13 protein-coding genes are annotated in these 19,114 nt (G+C 32.5%); 12 read left to right on the top strand and 1 reads right to left on the bottom strand.

Translation table 11 applies throughout. From position 1 onward, the window contains the following. The first annotated feature begins 96 nt into the window (after window positions 1-96). The 12 genes from CEF14_RS07430 (at window position 97) to nspC (ending at window position 17,725) form a co-directional block, all read left to right on the top strand. The gene (locus CEF14_RS07430) at window positions 97-2,280 is read left to right on the top strand and encodes an NAD-dependent epimerase/dehydratase family protein (protein WP_102692269.1); all 2,184 of its coding nucleotides are present in this window, start codon (window positions 97-99) and stop codon (window positions 2,278-2,280) included. A gap of 1 nt (window position 2,281) precedes the next feature. Then, the gene (locus CEF14_RS07425) at window positions 2,282-3,199 is read left to right on the top strand and encodes a hypothetical protein (protein ID WP_102692268.1); all 918 of its coding nucleotides are present in this window, start codon (window positions 2,282-2,284) and stop codon (window positions 3,197-3,199) included. Beyond that, the gene (locus tag CEF14_RS07420; protein WP_170061475.1) at window positions 3,174-5,015 is read left to right on the top strand and encodes a DUF2194 domain-containing protein; all 1,842 of its coding nucleotides are present in this window, start codon (window positions 3,174-3,176) and stop codon (window positions 5,013-5,015) included. Before CEF14_RS07425 ends, CEF14_RS07420 begins: the two co-directional genes overlap by 26 nt. A gap of 1 nt (window position 5,016) precedes the next feature. Continuing rightward, window positions 5,017-6,432 carry a GT4 family glycosyltransferase PelF gene (pelF, locus tag CEF14_RS07415; RefSeq protein WP_102692266.1) on the top strand — a complete coding sequence of 472 codons (1,416 nt, stop codon included), beginning with the start codon at window positions 5,017-5,019 and terminating at the stop codon, window positions 6,430-6,432. Between the two features lie 2 nt (window positions 6,433-6,434). After that, entirely contained in the window at window positions 6,435-9,548 is a 3,114-nt protein-coding gene (gene pelG, locus CEF14_RS07410) for an exopolysaccharide Pel transporter PelG (protein WP_102692265.1), read from the top strand. 1 nt (window position 9,549) lies between these two features. Beyond that, window positions 9,550-10,263 (top strand): polyphosphate polymerase domain-containing protein, encoded by a 714-nt coding sequence (locus CEF14_RS07405; protein ID WP_102692264.1) that lies wholly within the window; start codon window positions 9,550-9,552, stop codon window positions 10,261-10,263. 27 nt (window positions 10,264-10,290) lie between these two features. Further along, complete coding sequence (locus CEF14_RS07400; RefSeq protein WP_102692263.1) at window positions 10,291-10,971, top strand: DUF4956 domain-containing protein; 681 nt, start codon at window positions 10,291-10,293, stop codon at window positions 10,969-10,971. Between the two features lie 130 nt (window positions 10,972-11,101). After that, window positions 11,102-11,614, top strand: a complete 513-nt coding sequence (locus CEF14_RS07395; protein WP_102692262.1) for a GNAT family N-acetyltransferase — start codon at window positions 11,102-11,104, stop codon at window positions 11,612-11,614. A gap of 459 nt (window positions 11,615-12,073) precedes the next feature. Continuing rightward, window positions 12,074-12,418: a DoxX family protein gene (locus CEF14_RS07390; RefSeq protein WP_102692261.1), complete on the top strand. Its 345-nt coding sequence runs from the start codon at window positions 12,074-12,076 to the stop codon at window positions 12,416-12,418. A gap of 172 nt (window positions 12,419-12,590) precedes the next feature. Continuing rightward, window positions 12,591-13,829, top strand: coding sequence for a D-serine ammonia-lyase (locus CEF14_RS07385; protein WP_102692260.1), 1,239 nt, complete (start codon window positions 12,591-12,593; stop codon window positions 13,827-13,829). Between the two features lie 1,567 nt (window positions 13,830-15,396). Then, window positions 15,397-16,596, top strand: a complete 1,200-nt coding sequence (locus CEF14_RS07380; RefSeq protein ID WP_102692259.1) for a saccharopine dehydrogenase family protein — start codon at window positions 15,397-15,399, stop codon at window positions 16,594-16,596. A 1-nt stretch (window position 16,597) separates the two neighbouring features. After that, window positions 16,598-17,725, top strand: coding sequence for a carboxynorspermidine decarboxylase (gene nspC, locus CEF14_RS07375; protein WP_102692258.1), 1,128 nt, complete (start codon window positions 16,598-16,600; stop codon window positions 17,723-17,725). Window positions 17,726-17,870: 145 nt separating this feature from the next. On the opposite strand, the gene CEF14_RS07370 is transcribed toward nspC, so the two are convergent. Further along, window positions 17,871-18,686 (bottom strand): YitT family protein, encoded by an 816-nt coding sequence (locus CEF14_RS07370; protein ID WP_102692257.1) that lies wholly within the window; start codon window positions 18,684-18,686, stop codon window positions 17,871-17,873. Window positions 18,687-19,114 lie beyond the last annotated feature (428 nt).

Raw genomic sequence — 19,114 nt, 5'->3', positions numbered from 1 at the left:
AATTATCTAACATTTGCTTATCTAAAATTGTTATAATTATACATTTTTATAAAAATATATTAATAAATTCAGGTTGAATAGGAAAGGTGGTTTAAAATGCGGGTATTAATAACAGGTGGGTATGGATTTATCGGTTCGCATGTTGCAGATCGATTTTACAAAGAAGATTATGATGTTTTTATCATTGATAACTTACTAACTGGAAATAAGAATAACATTTCATTTAAACATAAAAGCTATAATCTTTCAGTAGAAGATACTAAGTGCGAAGAAATATTTAAAGCCGTTCAATTTGATGTGGTAGTTCATCTGGCTGCACAAGTAAGTGTGACAAAGTCATTTGCTAATCCAAGAGCAGATACATCATCCAATGTGGTTGGATTAGTCAATATGTTAACTCTTTCTAAAAAATATAAGGTCAAGAAGTTTATTTTTGCCTCATCTGCTGCCGTCTATGGATTGAATGAACATTTACCTTTAAAAGAAGATGAAACTTGTTCACCTATTTCTCCATATGGAATCAGTAAATGGGTAGGAGAATCTTATTGTCAAAAGTGGCGAGAAATGTATGGGTTTGATAGTGTATGTTTCCGTTTTGCTAATGTGTATGGTCCTAGACAAAATAGTATAGGTGAGGGTGGTGTGGTTTCTATATTTACAAACAACACAATACAGAATAAGCCACTTCACATATTGGGAGATGGGGAGCAAACGAGAGATTTTATCTTCGTTGCTGATGTAGCAGATGCGATTTATAGAGCATCAAACTCGACGATCAGTGGGGTGTTTAATCTATCAACAAATACTGAAACAAGTGTCAATGAATTAGTTAATATACTTAAAATGATTCATGGTGAGATCGAGTTTCAACATCTCTCAGAAAGAGAAGGGGATATTTATAAATCTGTACTATGCAATACAAAAGTAAAGAATGAACTCGACTGGAGTCCAATGTATGATATGAAACAAGGGTTAGAACTTACATATCAATGGGCACTAGAATACCAAGCAGAACAAGAGGTTGCTGCTAGTGCTGCAGAAGAAGTCAAGAAATCATCAGATTTTATTCACTGGATTAAACCATTCAAAGCATATATAGAAAATATCTTTATTTTTTTTATAATCGCTTGGCTCGTATTATCAGATAATTTAAGCGTATTAAATTCAATTGATATAAGTGTTTTTTATATTATGATTATGGGCGTTATTTACGGTAGTAAACAGTCCATTTTGTCAGTAGGTTTGTCAATTGGATTGTTAATTGTAGAAAAATTGATAGAAGGGCGTGAATTTGTTTCTTTACTTTATGATACCTCCTTCTTTTTCCAAGTAGCTCTTTTCCTATCAGTAGGATTAGTTGTTGGGTATTCAGTTCAACGTAAATCGAATAAGCTTCAAGAACAACACCAAAAAATTGAAGAACTTGAACAACGCTATGGATTTTTGGATGGTATTCATAAGGAAATAAGAGAAGTTAAAGATGAATTACAATTACGTTTGCTAAATAGTGAAGATAGCTTTGGAAAAATATATTCCATTGTAAAAAAACTAGATGACTTAGAACCTGAAAAGGTTTTTTCGAGTACGGTGAATGTTGTACAAGAAATAATGGGTGCAAAAATCGTTTCCATATATGTATTCAATAAACATCAGTCATTTTTGAGACTAGTTGCCAATTCCAATTATACAGAGACACCTATCATTAACTCGATAAAAGTAGAGCAATCTGAATTTGTTCAATATATTCTTAAATACGATAAAGTGTTTGTGAATAAAGAATTATTGCCGAATTCGCCTTTAATGGCAGCCCCAGTCTATCATAATAACGAAATTTCTGCTGTTATTACGATAGATGAATTGGAATTTGAGAAGTTTTCACTGTATCACGAAAATCTCTTTAAAGTTACGACAGATCTTGCTGGAGCAGCATTAGACAAAGCACTAAGTTATATTGATGCGACGGAAGGGAATCGTTTTATTCCAAACACAAATATATTAAAGCAAGAGATATTTAAAGTAATTTTAGATAGTAAGAAAGAGGCAAAAGAAAAACACAATATGCCATTTGTGATACTTGAAACAACTTATGTTGAAAAACAGATAATGGCTTATTCGAGTAAACTTTTTAGTCTATTAAGGGAAACAGATTATATTGGTCAGTTGGAAAATAATCATATTGCTGTGCTTCTATCAAATACAACAATAGAGGATGCTCAGATCGTGGTATCAAGATTTAATCAGGTGGGTATTCACATGAAGTTGCTAGAAGGGGAGATATAAAATGATATTTCTTTACATCATATATGAGGTATTGTCTGCTGCCCTTCTTGTTTTCATCTCACAAAACAATAAAAAGGAATGGCTATTAAAAATGTTGGTTATTTCCTTTGTTCCTATTATTGGTTGGTTTTTACCTATAATTTGGTCAAAAAAAATGTTTAAGAATAGAGGGATAGAATTTGGGGAGTATATGAAAAAACAAAATGAAGATATTCCAATTGAGATTTTATCTAAGAAGGAAAAAATTGAAAGAGAAAAGGAATTAAATATTATTCCGATTGAGGAAGCATTAATTGTCAGCGATTACGCATCAAGAAGAAAAGCGATGTTGGATGTATTAAAGAAAGACGCAATACAGTACATGGATGTAATTAAAATGGCTGTTTTGAATGAAGATACTGAAACTTCACACTTTGCAGTAACAGCAGTGTTAGAAGTGAAAAGAAAGTTAACTTTATCGATGCAAACTTTTTCAGTAGAATTTGAAAAAAATCCACAAGACCTTGATATAGCAAAATCTTATGCACAAGTATTGAAAGAATATATGAGAAGCGGTTTTTTGGACGAACTAACCTTAAGAAAGTTTAAATATACATATATTCACGTCCTAAAGAAAATGATTGACAGTAATAATGGAGATCCACTTACATTTGAAGAAAAAATAAGAGTTGAATTGGAACTACATGAATACAATGCAGCTGAAGAAACAGGTTTGAAGTACTTACAGAAGTACCCAAACATAGAAAATTCGTATATAAGTTTATTGAATGTTTACTATGAGACAAAGTCTAAGAGAAAAATGGAACAAATTTTAGAAGAATTAATGAGTTCAACTATCAAATTTTCTAATCGTGCTCTCACAATAGTTAGATATTGGACGGGAGGTAATGAATATGCGTCTAAAAGGGAATTATTATAAAAAAGTTTATATCATTATCTCCATTGTATTTTTATGTGGATTGATACTACAGATATCTCGCTCACAATTTGTCCTAAAATCTCAAGAAAATAAACATTTAATTGAACAACGAGATGACATTTTAACAGCTAGTACAAATCGTCAATTAAATGAAACAGCCTCATCTGGAAAAAGCTATTGTATTTTATACAATGCAGAAGATGATTACAGCAACAAATTAAGAGAAAATGCTCAGAAATCTCTTGAATATATGAAGAAAAAAGTTACTGAGATCAATATCAATAAAGAAAAAAGTGTTATTAGTGACTGTAAAGCAATAATCCTAACAACGGATCATTTAAAAGATATTGGAACAGTTGAGGAGATTGAACAATATGTTTTTCATGGTGGTTATATCTTTATAATGTCAACACTTGATGAAGATACTAGCTATCAAATTCTTTATCGAAAGCTAGGGATTTCTGGATTTGGTAATTATGTGCATACAAAAGGGATTCATCTAGTTTCAAATGTCTTAATAGGAGAAAAAGGACTTCATATTAACGATGACTTTATAACGAATGATTCAATAAGTGTGGACCTTAATGATGATGCAGATTTGCTTGCCGAGAGTGTAGATGGAACCCCTCTATTATGGAAAAATAAATATGGTGATGGTGCATTTATGTTATTTAATGGAACCATTTTACAAGAAAAAATTAGTAGGGGGATTATAACAGGGGCGATAAGTTTATTAGAACCCAATTTTATATACTCAGTATTTAATGCAAAGTTATTTTATATTGACGATTTTCCGGCTCCGGTTCCTAAAGGGAAGAACGCTCTCATTTATAAAGAGTATAAACGGGATATTCCCACTTTTTTTAGTGAAATTTGGTGGCCAAATATGCTTAAGATTGCTAAAAAGTACGATTTGAAATATACCGGAGGAGTCATTGAATCTTATAGTGACAATGTAACCCCACCTTTTAGTAATACTGAAGATAAGGATCGACACTATTTAATTGGGTTTGGCCGTGAACTATTAAAAAGCGGTGGAGAAATAGGATTCCATGGATTTAATCATCAATCTTTAACGCTTGACTCTCGCGTATCAGAATCATTTGGCTACAACTCTTGGCGGAATGAGGGGGATATGTCTAAATCGATTCAGGAGCTTCTTGCTTATTCGAAAAGTGCATTTCCTAATTACAAAGTGACAGCTTATATCCCACCTTCTAACGTGCTGTCGCAAGAAGGAAGACAAGCATTGAAGGGAGCTTGGCCTGATTTAACAGTCATTAGTTCACTTTATGCAGAAGATATAACAGGATTATCGTATATTCAAGAATTTGAAATTGCACAAGATGGGGTAATAGAAATGCCTCGTATTACATCTGGTTACTTTGAACGTGACTTCGATCGTTGGGCAGAAGCAAATACAATGACTGGATTAGGATTATTCTCTCACTTTGTACATCCGGACGACATCATAAGTGCCGATAGAAGTAATAATCTTGGATGGAAGGAAATGTATGAGAAATATGAAAATTTTATGGCCAGAGTGAAAAATACATATCCATGGGTACGTCCAATGACTTCAACAGAGGGCGCGTTATATGTGGCTAAAACTCTAAATTCACAAGTGAATTGGTCAAATACTGAAAATAGTATTGAAGGAAATATTACAAACTATGTTCCAAATTTATATTATGTTCTTCGATCTGATAAAAAGATTAAAAGATTGCATCATTGTGAAGCAACAAAAATTGATACGAATACTTACTTAATTGAGGCAAAAGAAGCTAAATTTAAAATTGATTTGGGGGAATCCTAAAGTGCGCATATGTTTGATTGCTGAAGGATCTTATCCTTATGTCACTGGTGGTGTTTCGAGCTGGATACATGGACTCATGTCATCGATGAAAGAACACGAATTTATTATTTATGCCATAGGAGCGGAGACAAAACAAAAAGGAAAATTTAAATATGATTTACCATCTAATTTAGTAGAAATTAAAGAGATATTTTTAGATGAATATCTGTTTGAAAAAAAGAAGTGGGGAAAGAGGTACAATCTTTCTTCACAACAAAAAGAAAGTTTAATATCACTATTAAGTAGTAATCACATTGTCAATTGGAATGATTTATTTGACTTGATTCGAAGTAAGGAGTTTACAAGTGTTGGAGAATTTTTAACCAGCAAGGATTACTTTGATCTAGTAGAGCATTTGGGGAAAAATGAATACTCACAAGTACCGTTTACAGAGCTATTTTGGACAATCAGTTCCATGTTATTACCACTGTTGTCGACGATCCGGCATGAAATACCGCAAGCAGACATATATCACGCTGTTTCTACAGGGTATGCTGGTGTGATTGGAGCATTAGCAAAACATTTGCATAATAAGCCGCTATTGTTAACCGAACACGGTATTTATTCTCGAGAGAGAGAAGAGGAAATTATTAAAGCGGATTGGGTAAAGGGTTATTTTAAAGATTTATGGATCAATTATTTTTATACACTTTCTGGCTCTATTTATACTGCAGCTGATCAAGTTATCACATTATTCAATCGAAATAAGGAGATAGAGGTGGAATTAGGATGCCCTGAGGAAAAGATTCGAATTATTCCGAATGGTGTAGAAATTACTGATTATCAAGATCTTAAGTCAATACCTGATGATGGAGTTATTCGAATTGGTGCTATTGTACGTGTTGTACCGATTAAAGATATTAAAACAATGATTCAAAGTTTTGCATTAGTAGAAAAAGAGATTCCAAATGTTGAACTCTATATAATGGGGCCCGTTGAAGAAGATCCTACATATTATAACGAATGTTTGAGAATGGTAGATGAAATGGGTATCAAGCATATTATTTTTACAGGCATGGTTCAAATAAAAGATTATTTAGGTAGAATAGATTTTTTCCTTTTAACAAGTATTAGTGAAGGACAACCATTAGCGATATTGGAAGGTTTAGCTTGCGCAAAGCCATTTGTTTGTACAAATGTTGGCGGATGTAAAGAGCTTCTTATGGGGGGACCAGATGATCGGTATGGTCAAGCAGGTTTTATCACTCCTGTTATGCACTATGAAGAAATAGCAAATAATATCCTCAAGCTTTGTAAAGATCAAAAACTGAGAGAACAATTTGGTCAAAGTGGTTTTGAAAGAGTAAAAGTTAATTATAAGCGGAATGAATTTATTTCAAGCTATCGTCAATTGTATCAATTGTTAGGAGGTGAGTAAGAATGGCAGGAATAGGTTTTGAACTTCGTAAGTTATATCGTGAAGATGGAATAGTTCAAAATGTCAAAGCATATGTCTATTCTTCAATGACGACAATTGGACCGATGATTTTATGTCTTATTTTACTGTTTGGTGAACAAATGATGTTGAAGGCAAAAAATAGTTCCTATTTGGATAATGAATTATTTGTTGGGACGATGGTCTATTGCTTTGTTTTTTCAATTATATTAACATCTGGATTTTCAATGATTGTTACGAGATTTATAGCAGATTTAATTTTCCAAAAAAAATATGAACAGATTATTTCCTCTTTTTATGGCGTTCTTATAATTGTTCTTCCAATTGGCGGACTACTTGCAGTGTTGTTTTTATACGATATCCAAGAAAGTATTTGGTATAAATTAGTTTCGTATCTGTTTTTCATAGAGTTAATCATTATTTGGCTTCAAAACGTTTTATTATCCGCATTAAAAGATTATAAACGTATTGTACGAGGTTTTGCTATTGGTGTATTGGTGGCTTTAGTCGTAAGTTTTGTGTTATTTCAGTTTCTATCTATCAATGCAACGATTATAGCTTTAGCAGGAATAGATGTAGGATTTGGAGTAATTGTAGGTCTGTCCATGTATCATTTTGAAAGTGTATTCCCAAGAGATGAAAAGAGAAATTACTTTGCATTTTTAGTTTATTTAAAGAAATATCCATCTATATTTTTTAGTGGTGTATTTGTCTATTCTGGTGTCTATATTCACAATTTAGTCTATTGGTTATTCTCTGATCGACATTTTAGAATAGATAATCATTTTTTGCTCATGCCTTTTTATGATGTACCTGTCTTTTATGCTTATATTTCTGTATTACCCTCACTTGTTATGTTTGTAGTAATTGTAGAAACGAAATTTTATGAGAAATTTTTGAATTACTATCAAAATGTAATAAATGGTGGCACTTATGAAAGTATGAAGAGTGCAAAACAGAAGATGACAAAAGTATTATTACAGCAAATTGATTTTCTCGTTGAAGTACAGTTACTATTTACAGCTTTATCAATAGCAATAGGTATCATTTATCTACCAAAAATCGGCTTTACAATGGAGCAGCTAGATTTGTTTATCTTATTATGTTTAGCTTACTTTTTCTTTATTATTATGTTTGTTGTTTTACATGTCCTTATGTATTTTGATGATCAAAAGGGCGTTTTATCTATTAGTGCAGGATTTGTTTTTTTTAATGCTATATTAACTTTTTGTACGATAAATAATAATTTTGATGGAACAGGAATGTTTTTTTCGTCATTTATAATGCTGATTATTTCTGTTACTCGATTATTATATGTTCTTAAGAATATTGATTATTACACATTCTGTTCGCAGCCTATAACAACCATGAGTCAAAAGAAAAGACGAAAATTTACATTTTCAAAGTCAATTACAATGATTTCTATTCTTGCTATATCAACTCTAATTTTAGCTGCATGCGGGGAAAGTGAAAAAACAGAAAATCAAAAGAAAAAAGAGTACCAACAAGAAACAAGTAAACAGGTAGTAGAAGAAACAATTGACAATGATAAGCTAGTTGATGATAAGAGATTATATGAGCGTGACGATGATAGCTCTCTAAAGTCTCTTTATATTACCATTGTTCCAAATAAGTCAAGTAAAGTAGATTGGTATGGACTTAATCGCATTACAGATCGTAACAGTAAAGCAAAGTTAGATATTATTTTCGCAGAGGGTACTGAAGATGGCACAGGACCAAAGAATGGGAAATTTGGGTACAATGCCGAAGAGGCAAATGCGAAGATTAGTATTCGAGGAAATTCATCACGTTATGCTGCACAAAAGTCATACAAAATAAAATTATTCGATAGTGCCGGCTTATGGCAGGATCAACGTACGATTAATTTAAATAAGCATATTGATGATCCTAGTCGTCTAAGAAATAAATTAAGTTTTGATTTAATGGAAACGATCCCTAACATAACGAGCCTTCGTACCCAATTTGTTCATTTATATGTGAAAGATTTAACGGATGGCAATCAAAAGAAGTATGAAGATTATGGATTATATACACAAATTGAACAGCCAAATAAAAAATTCTTAAGAACTCATTTGTTAGATCCAAATGGTTACTTATATAAAGTAACATTTTTTGAATTTGGACGTTATCCAGATCAAATTAGAATAAATTCGGATCCAAAATATAGTAAAAAGAAGTTTGAATCAATTTTGGAGATAAAAGGTAAAGAAGAACACGATAAGTTAATTACTATGTTAGATGATGTAAATAACTATAAAATTCCTATTGAAGAGGTTATTGAGAAGCACTTCGATATTGATAATTTGCTTACATGGACCGCTATGAATATTTTGATGGACAATATGGATACTGATGCAAATAACTTCTACTTATATTCTCCATTAAACTCAGAAAAATGGTTTATCTTACCTTGGGATTATGATGGAGGTTGGGAGTTACAGAGAAAACTAAAAAGCATACGATCTTATCAAGCAGGAATTAGTAACTTTTGGAATAATATACTGTTAAATCGATATTTCCGTTCTAAGGAAAATGTTCAGAAATTGACGGATAAAATCGAAAAACTTTCTAAGCAGATTAATGCAAAGACAGTTACGACTCAACTGAATCAATATCATGATGTAGTCAAACCTTTTATATTAAAAAGTCCTGATAAGAACTATCTTTCAATCGTAAATTCTGAATATGAAAATGAATTACAGCTAATAAAAGATACTCCTGAAAGAGCGAAAAAAAGATACTATGAAGACCTTCAAAAACCTAAGCCTTTTTATATGAGCAACGTAGAACAATCTGGTAATAAGCTTCTATTCACATGGGATGTATCATTCGATTTACAAGCGGATGATTTGTATTATACCGTAACTGTTGCAAAAGATCCCTACATGAAACAAGTCTTAGCAACCCAAAAAAATATTCGTGAAAACAAATTTTCGATGAAAAAACCCTCAAGTGGTCAATATTTCTGGAAGGTTACGGTTAGAGATAGTAAAGGACATGAACAATCTTCATTTGATATGTATGCAGATGAAGAGGGAAATGAATTTAATGGAATAAGAGATTTCGAGGTAGACTAATATGAATATGAACTTGGAACAGAAGACTTTCAGACATGAATTAAAATATTATCTAAATAAAATTGAATATATCGCATTAAGAAAAAAAGTTTCAGAAATGTTAACTCTTGATAAAAATTCAGTGAATGAGGAAGGATATCATATCTCAAGTTTATATTTTGATGGTATGCATAATCATTCTATTTATGACAAAAATAACGGTATTTTTCATAGAGAAAAGTATCGCATTCGTATTTATAATGGAAGTGACAAGAAAATTACTTTAGAGAGAAAAAGTAAACATGGGGACTTTATATGCAAAGAATCAGCTTCTATTACTAGAACAGAATATGATTCAATATTAAATGGTGATATCCATGTTTTAGCAGATAAAGAAGAAAAATTACTGACGGATTTTAAAACTGGGCTATGCTATAGAAACTTTCGACCAGTTGTCATTGTTGATTATATTCGAGAAGCATATGTGTACGAGCCAGGAAATGTGCGTATTACATTTGATAAACAACTCACCGCTGGTCTTAATACGATTGACCTATTTGATGAAAATATTATCTCACAAGAAGTATTGCTTCCTGAACAAGTTATATTAGAAGTGAAATTTGATCACTTTTTACCTGATATGATTCGTAAAATAGTACAACCAGAAAGATTGGTACGTTCGGCAATTTCAAAATATGTTTTATGCAGAGAATTAACGATTAAAAATTTTAAGTAAGAATTGTATCACGTGAGGAGAGTTTATATGAATGATACATTAGGTTTTCAAGATATAATAAAAAAAAGCGTACTCCATCTCGAATCATTTGGGACGGTATCTTATATTGATATCTTTCTAGGTCTTGCTTGTTCTTTTGGAATTGGGATGTTTATCTATTGGATTTACAAAAGATATTTTCGTGGAGTTGTTTATAGTTACAATTACAATGTTTCTTTTGTATTAATGACAATGATTACCACATTAATCATTATGACAATTAGTACAAATATTATTCTTTCACTGGGAATGGTTGGTGCATTAAGTATTGTACGATTTAGAACAGCCGTAAAAGATCCTTTGGATATAGTTTATATGTTTTGGGCGATAGCGGCTGGTATTGCAACAGGCGCTAAAATGTACCCATTATCGATTATCGGATCACTTGCATTCGGGCTTGCACTTGCATGGTTATCCAAAAAGAAAACCAAGCATGAAGCCTATATACTAATTATACATCATACGGATGAAGCAACAGATGAGCTACGTGTTTTACTTAGAAAACTCAATACAAAATTAAAATCAAAATCAATTAGAAATGGTTTTATAGAGGTTACAGTTGAGATTAATATAGTAGACGATAATACAGCCTTTTTACAGACAATAAATAATATTAAAGGTGTACAGTCATGCTCTTTAGTAAATTACACTGGAGATTATGCTCAATAATTTAAAGGAAATTGTTTATTACTATATATGCTTTAAGGAACAGCTACTAATAGAAAATGGAGGTAGCTGTTTTATTTTATGGAATTTTTGTATAATAATGGTTGTGGTTATAGCGGAGGGAGAGAACGAGATGGATATTAAAACAAATAGGTTAGTACTACGAAAATTCAATTCCGAAGATTGGCGAGATGTCTATGAATATACATCAAATCCTGAGGTGATGGAATATATTCCAGAAGGTGTTTTTACTGAAGAGGACGCCAAGAAGTTTGTTTATGAAAATAGTGATGAAAAAGCAGAAAAGTTTGCTGTAGTATTGAAAGATGAACAAATTGTTATTGGGCACATTGCATTTTTTAAGTATTTTGGTAATCATACTTATGAAATTGGATGGGTGTTTAATCCTAAGTATTATAATAATGGCTATGCATCAGAAGCTGCGCAAGCTATCTTAGATTATGGTTTTACAAAGATGAAGCTACATAGAATTATTGCTACTTGCCAACCTCAGAATATACCATCCTATCGAGTAATGGAGAAGATTGGCATGAGAAGAGAAGGCTATTTTAAAAAGTGTATTCCAAATGGAGATGAATGGTGGGATGAGTACTATTATGCTATTTTAGAAGAAGAGTGGGGATAATGGGTTAATAGATTTAAATTTAATGAATAGATTGAAAACGTAACAAAAAATCCAAACAAAAAATTGTGTGAGTGAAGCAAAAGGACAGCCGAGTGAAGCAAAAAACAATAAGAGAACCTAACCAAACGGATTAATTTTTCAGCAAAGTTTAAAAAACAGCTATTTCAATAAAGAAACGGCTGTTTTTCTTATTTATTTCTCCAAATTAGATGAACTTATTTATTTAATGTTAACCAGCAGAGAGAACTGTAAGTTTATGAAAAGAATGATGGTCGCCCAGCTATCAATTTTTAGGTATTTTGAAAATCTTCCTATTGGTTTTCAAGTAACCGCTTTCGAAAAGTTTGAATATGCTGTAGATAGGTAGCAATGATACTAGGAATAGTGGCTGTTCAATAACAGAAGAAGTTGTATAGATAAGTGAAATAGCTATTTTAATGATGCTGGGAGGTGAAAATAATGGATAGTTTTATGTGGATTTTACAGGGGTTTTTAGCTGTAGTCTTTGTATATGCTGGTCTCGGTAAAATATTTGGTTCACAAATGCATAAAGAAACTTTCACTCATTTGAAACTGCCACAATGGTTTAGAGTTATTACTGGACTAGTGGAGACTGTAGCAGCTGTACTTTTAATAGTAGGTTATTGGTATGGAGAATATGTCTTTTGGGGTGCAATATTAGTTACTGCAGTTGGAATTGGTGGAGCAATTTCTCATATGCGAGTTAATGATTCAGGAAAAGCTTTTGCAGCGATTGCAATATTAGGATTGTTAGGTTTAGTTTTGGCAAGTATCTCGTTCTAGTATGAATTTATTTTCTTTTGATGCATTTATGATTTAATAATAGATTAATGGTTAGCTAATAAGTATAATTTAAAATGATTCCAGCATTTCCTCATATTTGAGAAGAACTGCTGGATCTTTTTATATTTTTTATGGAGTAGAATGAATAGAATTCAAAGAAAGTGGGTTGGGTATGGATTTATCACCTTTTAAAGAAATTATTGACAGTTTACAGGCTAGACAAGCAATACTTTGGCAAAATCCTAAGAAATCAAACAAATATCAAATAGATTCAAATCTTATCGATGATTCAGAAGCAAGAATGAATCGTTTTGCACCATATTTTCAAAAGGCTTTCCCACAAACAAAATTACATAGTGGAAGAATCGAATCACAATTACAGCATATTCCACACATGCAACAAAAACTAGGGGTAATGGGTAAGCTTTTCTTGAAAAGAGATGATGCGTTACCAATAAGTGGATCAATCAAAGCGCGAGGTGGAATTCATGAGGTGCTATATGCTGCCGAAAAAATTGCGCTAGAGCATCAGCTTATAACTAAAGATACAGATTACACCATTTTTACTACAGAACCTATTCAAGAATTATTGAGTAACTATACAATTGTGGTGGGTTCCACAGGTAATTTGGGATTAAGTATTGGGATTATGAGTGCAACACTTGGATTTAAGGTTCATGTTCATATGTCTCATGATGCGAAAGAGTGGAAGAAGCAGTTACTAAGAAAAATTGGTGCTAAAGTTATTGAACATAGTGGCGATTTTAGCTTAGCAGTAGATAATGGAAGAAGAGAGGCACTTGCAGATCCAAATAGCTATTTCATTGATGATGAGAATTCGAAACAACTATTCGCTGGTTATGCGGTCGCAGGAAGAAGATTGAAACAACAACTTGAAGCAGAGGACATTACAATAGATGCAGATCATCCCCTTTATGTGTATATTCCATGTGGTGTTGGGGGAGGTCCAGGTGGGGTTACCTATGGTTTGAAGGAAAGCTTTGGTGAAAATGTGCATTGCTATTTTGCAGAACCAATAGAATCCCCTTGTATGCTCTTAGGAATGGCAACTGGATACCACGATCATATCGCAGTAAAAGATATTGGATTAACCAATCGTACAATTGCTGACGGGCTGGCTGTAGGTCGTCCATCCTCATTTGTAGGGAAACAAATGGAGCCATTATTAGATGGCATCATGACAATTTCAGATGAACAATTATCAAGTTTTGTGCGTGAATTATATGAAACTGAACAAATTATCGTAGAGCCATCTGCAACTGCAGGATTTATCGGATTCAAACAACTCCCAAAAGCAGTTCGTCATGAAAATGCAACTCATATAGTATGGGCAACAGGGGGAAGTATGGTGCCGAAAGAGGAACAGAAAAAATACATTTTAGGTATTTAATTGTTGTTTGTGAAGAAAAAGACATAGGCCTCGAAAATGTTCATTAGTGGAAAAGTTAAATCTAAATTTAGAAAAGTTAATGTATTGAAAGGGAAAAGGCTCTCATACGGGAGCCTTTTAAAATTGTTACAAAAGATTGTATAGATTAGAGTTGTTTAACATAAATTGTTACAACAAAGTTAACCTGACTATTAAATTTACTAATTTCTAAAAAAATCTAAACATTTTGTTCACAAATCAGACAAAAAGGTGTAAAATAAAACTAATAAATGTGATTTTTGTTTTCAAAGATGATGAATTTTAAAAATATATTTTTTGTAAAAAAATCGAAAAATGGAAAGGATGTTGTGAGAAATGTTCAAATTTTTAGCTGCTACAATAATATTTATCGCATTAGGTAATTTGATTAATACTACACTACCAATACAATATTCAATGGTAATGTTGATTGCACTTCCAGTTTTATATTTCGTTATTTACCACAAAATATTTAACATAAAAACTATGCGAGCAGAATATTAATTAAGCAAAGAGCCATTTCTTACTTGAGAAATGGCTCGTTTTTTGATTTTAAGTAGTTTGCTTTTGAGGGAAATTATAAACAAACAAATCAATTTTTTTATGCGAAAATTGATGGAAGGTATACGAACATTTAATGAAATGTAATTTTGTGTTTTCGACGGCGAGACTCCGAATTTGTATTCGTATTTTCTTCGTGTGGTACGAATTCTAAGAAGAGTATTCAATGTCCTAAGGGAAAAGCTTGAGTTGAAAGCCCCACAAGAATAGTATGCCAATAAGCGAAGTGAGCTGCGCGATGCAGACTTTAAAGAAGAAATTGAGCCAAGCCCGTAAGCGTTTTGATCTTTTTACTTAAGGTATGATCGAATTATTTCAATATTCCCTATTGCTAAATTTGGTGTATGTTGATATTATGAAGAAGTTATGATTTTGGAAAGCAGATATTTAACTATCAGGGTCTTTCCAAGCAGATAATTTTGACCATTTTCTTATAGAAAAGTTAAGGCAACGGTGTGCCGGGTCAAATGCCGATTGGCAACTTTTTCGTTGCCTTATTGATTGAGAAAAACTCAAATTTTATAAGTTGGTTACTTTACAACCAGTGCATAGCACATCAACTTGTGAAACGGTCAATAAGAGTGGTAAAAGTAATTGTTTGCTATATAGACTCTGAACCTATAAAGATCTATTTGAATAATGGAAAGCGATTCTATCATAAAAATTTGCTTTTTTATGGCAGACGTATGTAGACGTAGTAGTTATTACACAATACGCTTTTCACTATTTTTTTCATGATATCAAAAGCAAGTGATGCGCCATGCTGCGTTTTGCACTTGCTTTTTTATTTTGGTGCAGAACGTGATAAATTGTTTTCAAAAATTTTTTGGTTGAAATGGTTGTTGTTCGAGTAACTGGCTTAACTTACTGATTTAATTTGAGTTTTTGGCGTTATGTCAATGAATGTTTTCTTGAAATTCTTTTCAATTTTGTTGGTAAGATGTCAGGAAATGCTTTGTAAAATATATATTTGTTAGGAGCGATAATGATGGGAAAAGCACTTATTATTGGTTGTGGAGGAGTGGCTTCTGTTGCCATTCATAAAGCTGTTCAAAACAGTGAAGTTTTTGAAGAAATCTGTATTGCAAGCCGTACAAAATCTAAATGTGATGCATTAAAAGAAAAATTAGATGGACAAGGCACAAAAATTACGACAGCACAAGTTGATGCAGATAACGTTGATGAATTAATCGCGTTAATTGAAGAAGTAAAACCAGATATCGTGATGAACTTGGCTTTACCATATCAAGATTTAACAATTATGGATGCTTGTCTAGCTACTAAAACAAACTATTTAGATACTGCAAACTATGAACCAGAAGATACTGCAAAATTTGAATATAGCTGGCAATGGGCTTATCGCCAAAAATTTGAAGAGGCTGGAATTACAGCACTTTTAGGTAGCGGTTTTGACCCAGGCGTAACAAGTGTATTTTCTGCTTATGCTCTTAAACATGAATTTGATGAGATTGAATATATTGATATTCTTGACTGCAATGCAGGTGATCATGGCTATCCATTTGCTACAAACTTCAATCCAGAAATCAATATCCGCGAAGTATCTGCAAAAGGAAGTTATTGGGAAAATGGCGAATGGGTAGAAACTGAACCAATGGAAATCAAACGTGTCTATAACTTCCCAGAAGTAGGAGAAAAAGATATGTACTTACTACACCATGAAGAAATTGAATCACTTGCTCTAAATATTCCTGGGATTAAACGTATTCGTTTCTTCATGACATTTGGTGAAAGCTACCTAACTCACTTAAAATGCCTTGAAAATGTTGGTATGACTTCTATTGAACCAATTGAATTTGAAGGAAAACAAATTGTTCCACTTCAATTCTTAAAAGCTGTACTACCAGATCCTGCTTCACTAGGCCCACGTACAAAAGGTAAAACAAATATCGGTTGTATCTTCCGTGGTAAAAAAGACGGAAAAGATAAAACTTATTATTTATACAATGTTTGTGACCATGAAGAATGTTATAAAGAAGTTGGCTCACAAGCCGTTTCTTACACTACAGGTGTACCTGCCATGATTGGTGCGATGATGTTAATGACAGGAACTTGGGATAAAAAAGGCGTTTACAATATTGAAGAATTCGATCCAGATCCATTCATGGATGCATTAAACAAATGGGGACTTCCTTGGAAAGAAAGCTTTGATCCGGAGTTAGTAGACTAAGATGAAATTTAATGAAATACCAACTCCTAGTTTTGTAGTAGATGAAATGCTACTAGAGAAGAATCTTCAAATTTTAAAAGGCGTCATGGATCGTACAGGATGTAAGATTTTACTCGCTCAAAAGGCATTTTCTATGTATGAAATGTATCCAATGATTGGAAAGTATTTGAGCGGTACTGCAGGAAGTGGCTTATACGAAGCAAAACTTGGATATGAAGAAATGGGTAAAGAAAACCATGTCTTTTCACCAGCTTATCGTGAAGATGAAATCGATGAGATTATCGAATTATGTGATCATATTGTTTTCAATTCCTTTTCACAAGTAGAAAAGTATCGAGACAAAGTGTTAAGTGCTGGAAAAAGTATTGGTATACGTATCAATCCTGAATGCTCAACACAAGTAGGACATGAAATATATGATCCATGTGCGATTGGTTCTCGATTTGGTGTAACGTTAAGCCAATTCCAACCTGAATTACTTGAAGGTATATCTGGATTTCATTTCCATACTCTTTGCGAGCAAAATTCCGATGATTTAGCAACAACCCTTGATGCGATTGAAGAAAAGTTCGGGCCATGGCTTTCTCAAATGGAATGGATTAACTTTGGCGGTGGCCATCATATTACGAGGGAAGATTATGATATCTCTTTACTGGAAGAATGTATTACAAGAATTCAGAAAAAATATGATGTAGAAGTGTATCTTGAACCTGGTGAGGCGATTGCACTGAATGCAGGTGTTCTCGTTACAACAGTACTCGATACATTGAAAAATGATATTGATATTGCAATTCTTGATACTTCTGCATGCTGTCATATGCCGGATGTACTAGAAATGCCTTATCGTCCACCACTATTTGGTTCAGGGGAAAAAGGAGAAAAGCCATATACGTATCGCCTTGGTGGGCCAACATGTCTAACAGGGGATATCATTGGAGATTATTCCTTTGATCAACCTTTAAAAAATGGTGATCGACTTGTATTCGGCGACATGGCAATTTACACCATGGTAAAAACAAATACGTTTAATGGAATGGCGCTACCGAATCTTGTGATAAAAGATAAGAACGGCGATTGTCGAATTCTTCATCAATTTAATTATCAAGATTTCAAAGGAAGACTTTCATAACCCAAATAGAAAAGAGTTAACGAATTTATTTTCGTTAACTCTTTTTTGCATCAAATAATTGGATAGTATAAAAAGGTACATTTATAAAATTGAATTATTAAAAAAACTTGTTCAACAACATTTAAATGCCTTATTGAAAATTGAATCACTTTTGACCGCGATCAAACATACCAATTACCTCAATTGTTTCTGTTACATCTACAAATGCATGTGAATCAACTTCATGAATAATTTTTTTGACTTCTAATAGTTGATAACGCGTAATGACCGTAAAAAGAACTGTTCTTTTTTCACCAGAATATGCACCTTTTCCATCTAACATTGTAATACCACGATAGAGATTTTTTAGTAACTTGTCTTTCATATCATCACCTTTAGAAGTAATAATCATGAGAGTTAGTTTTAAATTACTTGTATGAATCATATCAATTGTTTTGCCAGTTGCAAATATGGATACCAACGTCAGTAAAGCTGCATCCCAGCTAAAAACAAAGCCTGAAATCATTACAACAATGCCATTCATAGTAGATATTAGTGAACCAAGTGGAAAATCTCTCTTTTTAGTTAACAGCATCGCAATAATATCGAAGCCTCCAGAAGATCCTGAAGATCGGAAAATGATGCCAATCCCAACCCCTGTTAAAACACCGCCAAAAAGAGAGGATAATATGGGTTCATTTGTTATTTCACGAACAGGTATGACAAATAAACTGATGGAAGCGACGATTACGGACAAAATCGTATAGGAAATAAAGCGTTTTCCTAATTTTATAAATCCGATAATCAGTAAAGGTAAATTTAATAAAAAATTAATCAATCCTGTATTGAGCGGAGTGATAATGCCAAGCATCATCGCAATACCGCTTAACCCACCACTTAAAATTTTATGAGGTATCAGAAAGAAATTATAAGAAAACCCTAATAAAATAGAGCCAATTATAATCAAAATAATATTGCGCATATATACTCCCCAATCGATTATCCCTGTATACAGTTATATCTCCAAATAGTATTTTTAATACTTCACCTATTATTACCAATAGTGATTACTTTTTATAATGTGAACGGTAGCTATTTTTATAGGACAAATATGCAAATTGTTATTGCTTTTCCTTAAATTAAAGGGATTAGGAAATGTGTTAAAGGGAGACTAATATGTATAACAAAGAATATTTTATACATTCTATAAGTTAGTCGTCTGACCTTTGAAAATATTCAAGTTAATTTTATTATTTCGACTAAATGATAGTATATTGATAATTTATATTGAGGAGCGTAATATTTTTATCAATTAAACAAAAGATATTCCTTGTTTGAAATGATGGAAGATTGAACAGTCATTACAAAACCACAGGAAAGTTCGAATAAAATTAGTTTTTCAAGTGAATA

This window comes from Rummeliibacillus pycnus, assembly GCF_002884495.1.
Taxonomy (GTDB): domain Bacteria; phylum Bacillota; class Bacilli; order Bacillales_A; family Planococcaceae; genus Rummeliibacillus; species Rummeliibacillus pycnus.
This window is presented reverse-complemented; position numbering and strand designations above follow the sequence as displayed.

Bases quoted from the DNA above. Each gene is read 5' to 3' on its own strand.
- CEF14_RS07370 (WP_102692257.1), bottom strand. From the start codon at position 18,686: ATGCGCAATATTATTTTGATTATAATTGGCTCTATTTTATTAGGGTTT.
- pelG (WP_102692265.1), top strand. From the start codon at position 6,435: ATGGCAGGAATAGGTTTTGAACTTCGTAAGTTATATCGTGAAGATGGA.
- CEF14_RS07390 (WP_102692261.1), top strand. From the start codon at position 12,074: ATGGATAGTTTTATGTGGATTTTACAGGGGTTTTTAGCTGTAGTCTTT.
- nspC (WP_102692258.1), top strand. From the start codon at position 16,598: ATGAAATTTAATGAAATACCAACTCCTAGTTTTGTAGTAGATGAAATG.
- CEF14_RS07385 (WP_102692260.1), top strand. From the start codon at position 12,591: ATGGATTTATCACCTTTTAAAGAAATTATTGACAGTTTACAGGCTAGA.
- CEF14_RS07420 (WP_170061475.1), top strand. From the start codon at position 3,174: ATGCGTCTAAAAGGGAATTATTATAAAAAAGTTTATATCATTATCTCC.
- CEF14_RS07395 (WP_102692262.1), top strand. From the start codon at position 11,102: ATGGATATTAAAACAAATAGGTTAGTACTACGAAAATTCAATTCCGAA.
- CEF14_RS07380 (WP_102692259.1), top strand. From the start codon at position 15,397: ATGGGAAAAGCACTTATTATTGGTTGTGGAGGAGTGGCTTCTGTTGCC.
- CEF14_RS07425 (WP_102692268.1), top strand. From the start codon at position 2,282: ATGATATTTCTTTACATCATATATGAGGTATTGTCTGCTGCCCTTCTT.
- CEF14_RS07430 (WP_102692269.1), top strand. From the start codon at position 97: ATGCGGGTATTAATAACAGGTGGGTATGGATTTATCGGTTCGCATGTT.
- CEF14_RS07400 (WP_102692263.1), top strand. From the start codon at position 10,291: ATGAATGATACATTAGGTTTTCAAGATATAATAAAAAAAAGCGTACTC.
- CEF14_RS07405 (WP_102692264.1), top strand. From the start codon at position 9,550: ATGAATATGAACTTGGAACAGAAGACTTTCAGACATGAATTAAAATAT.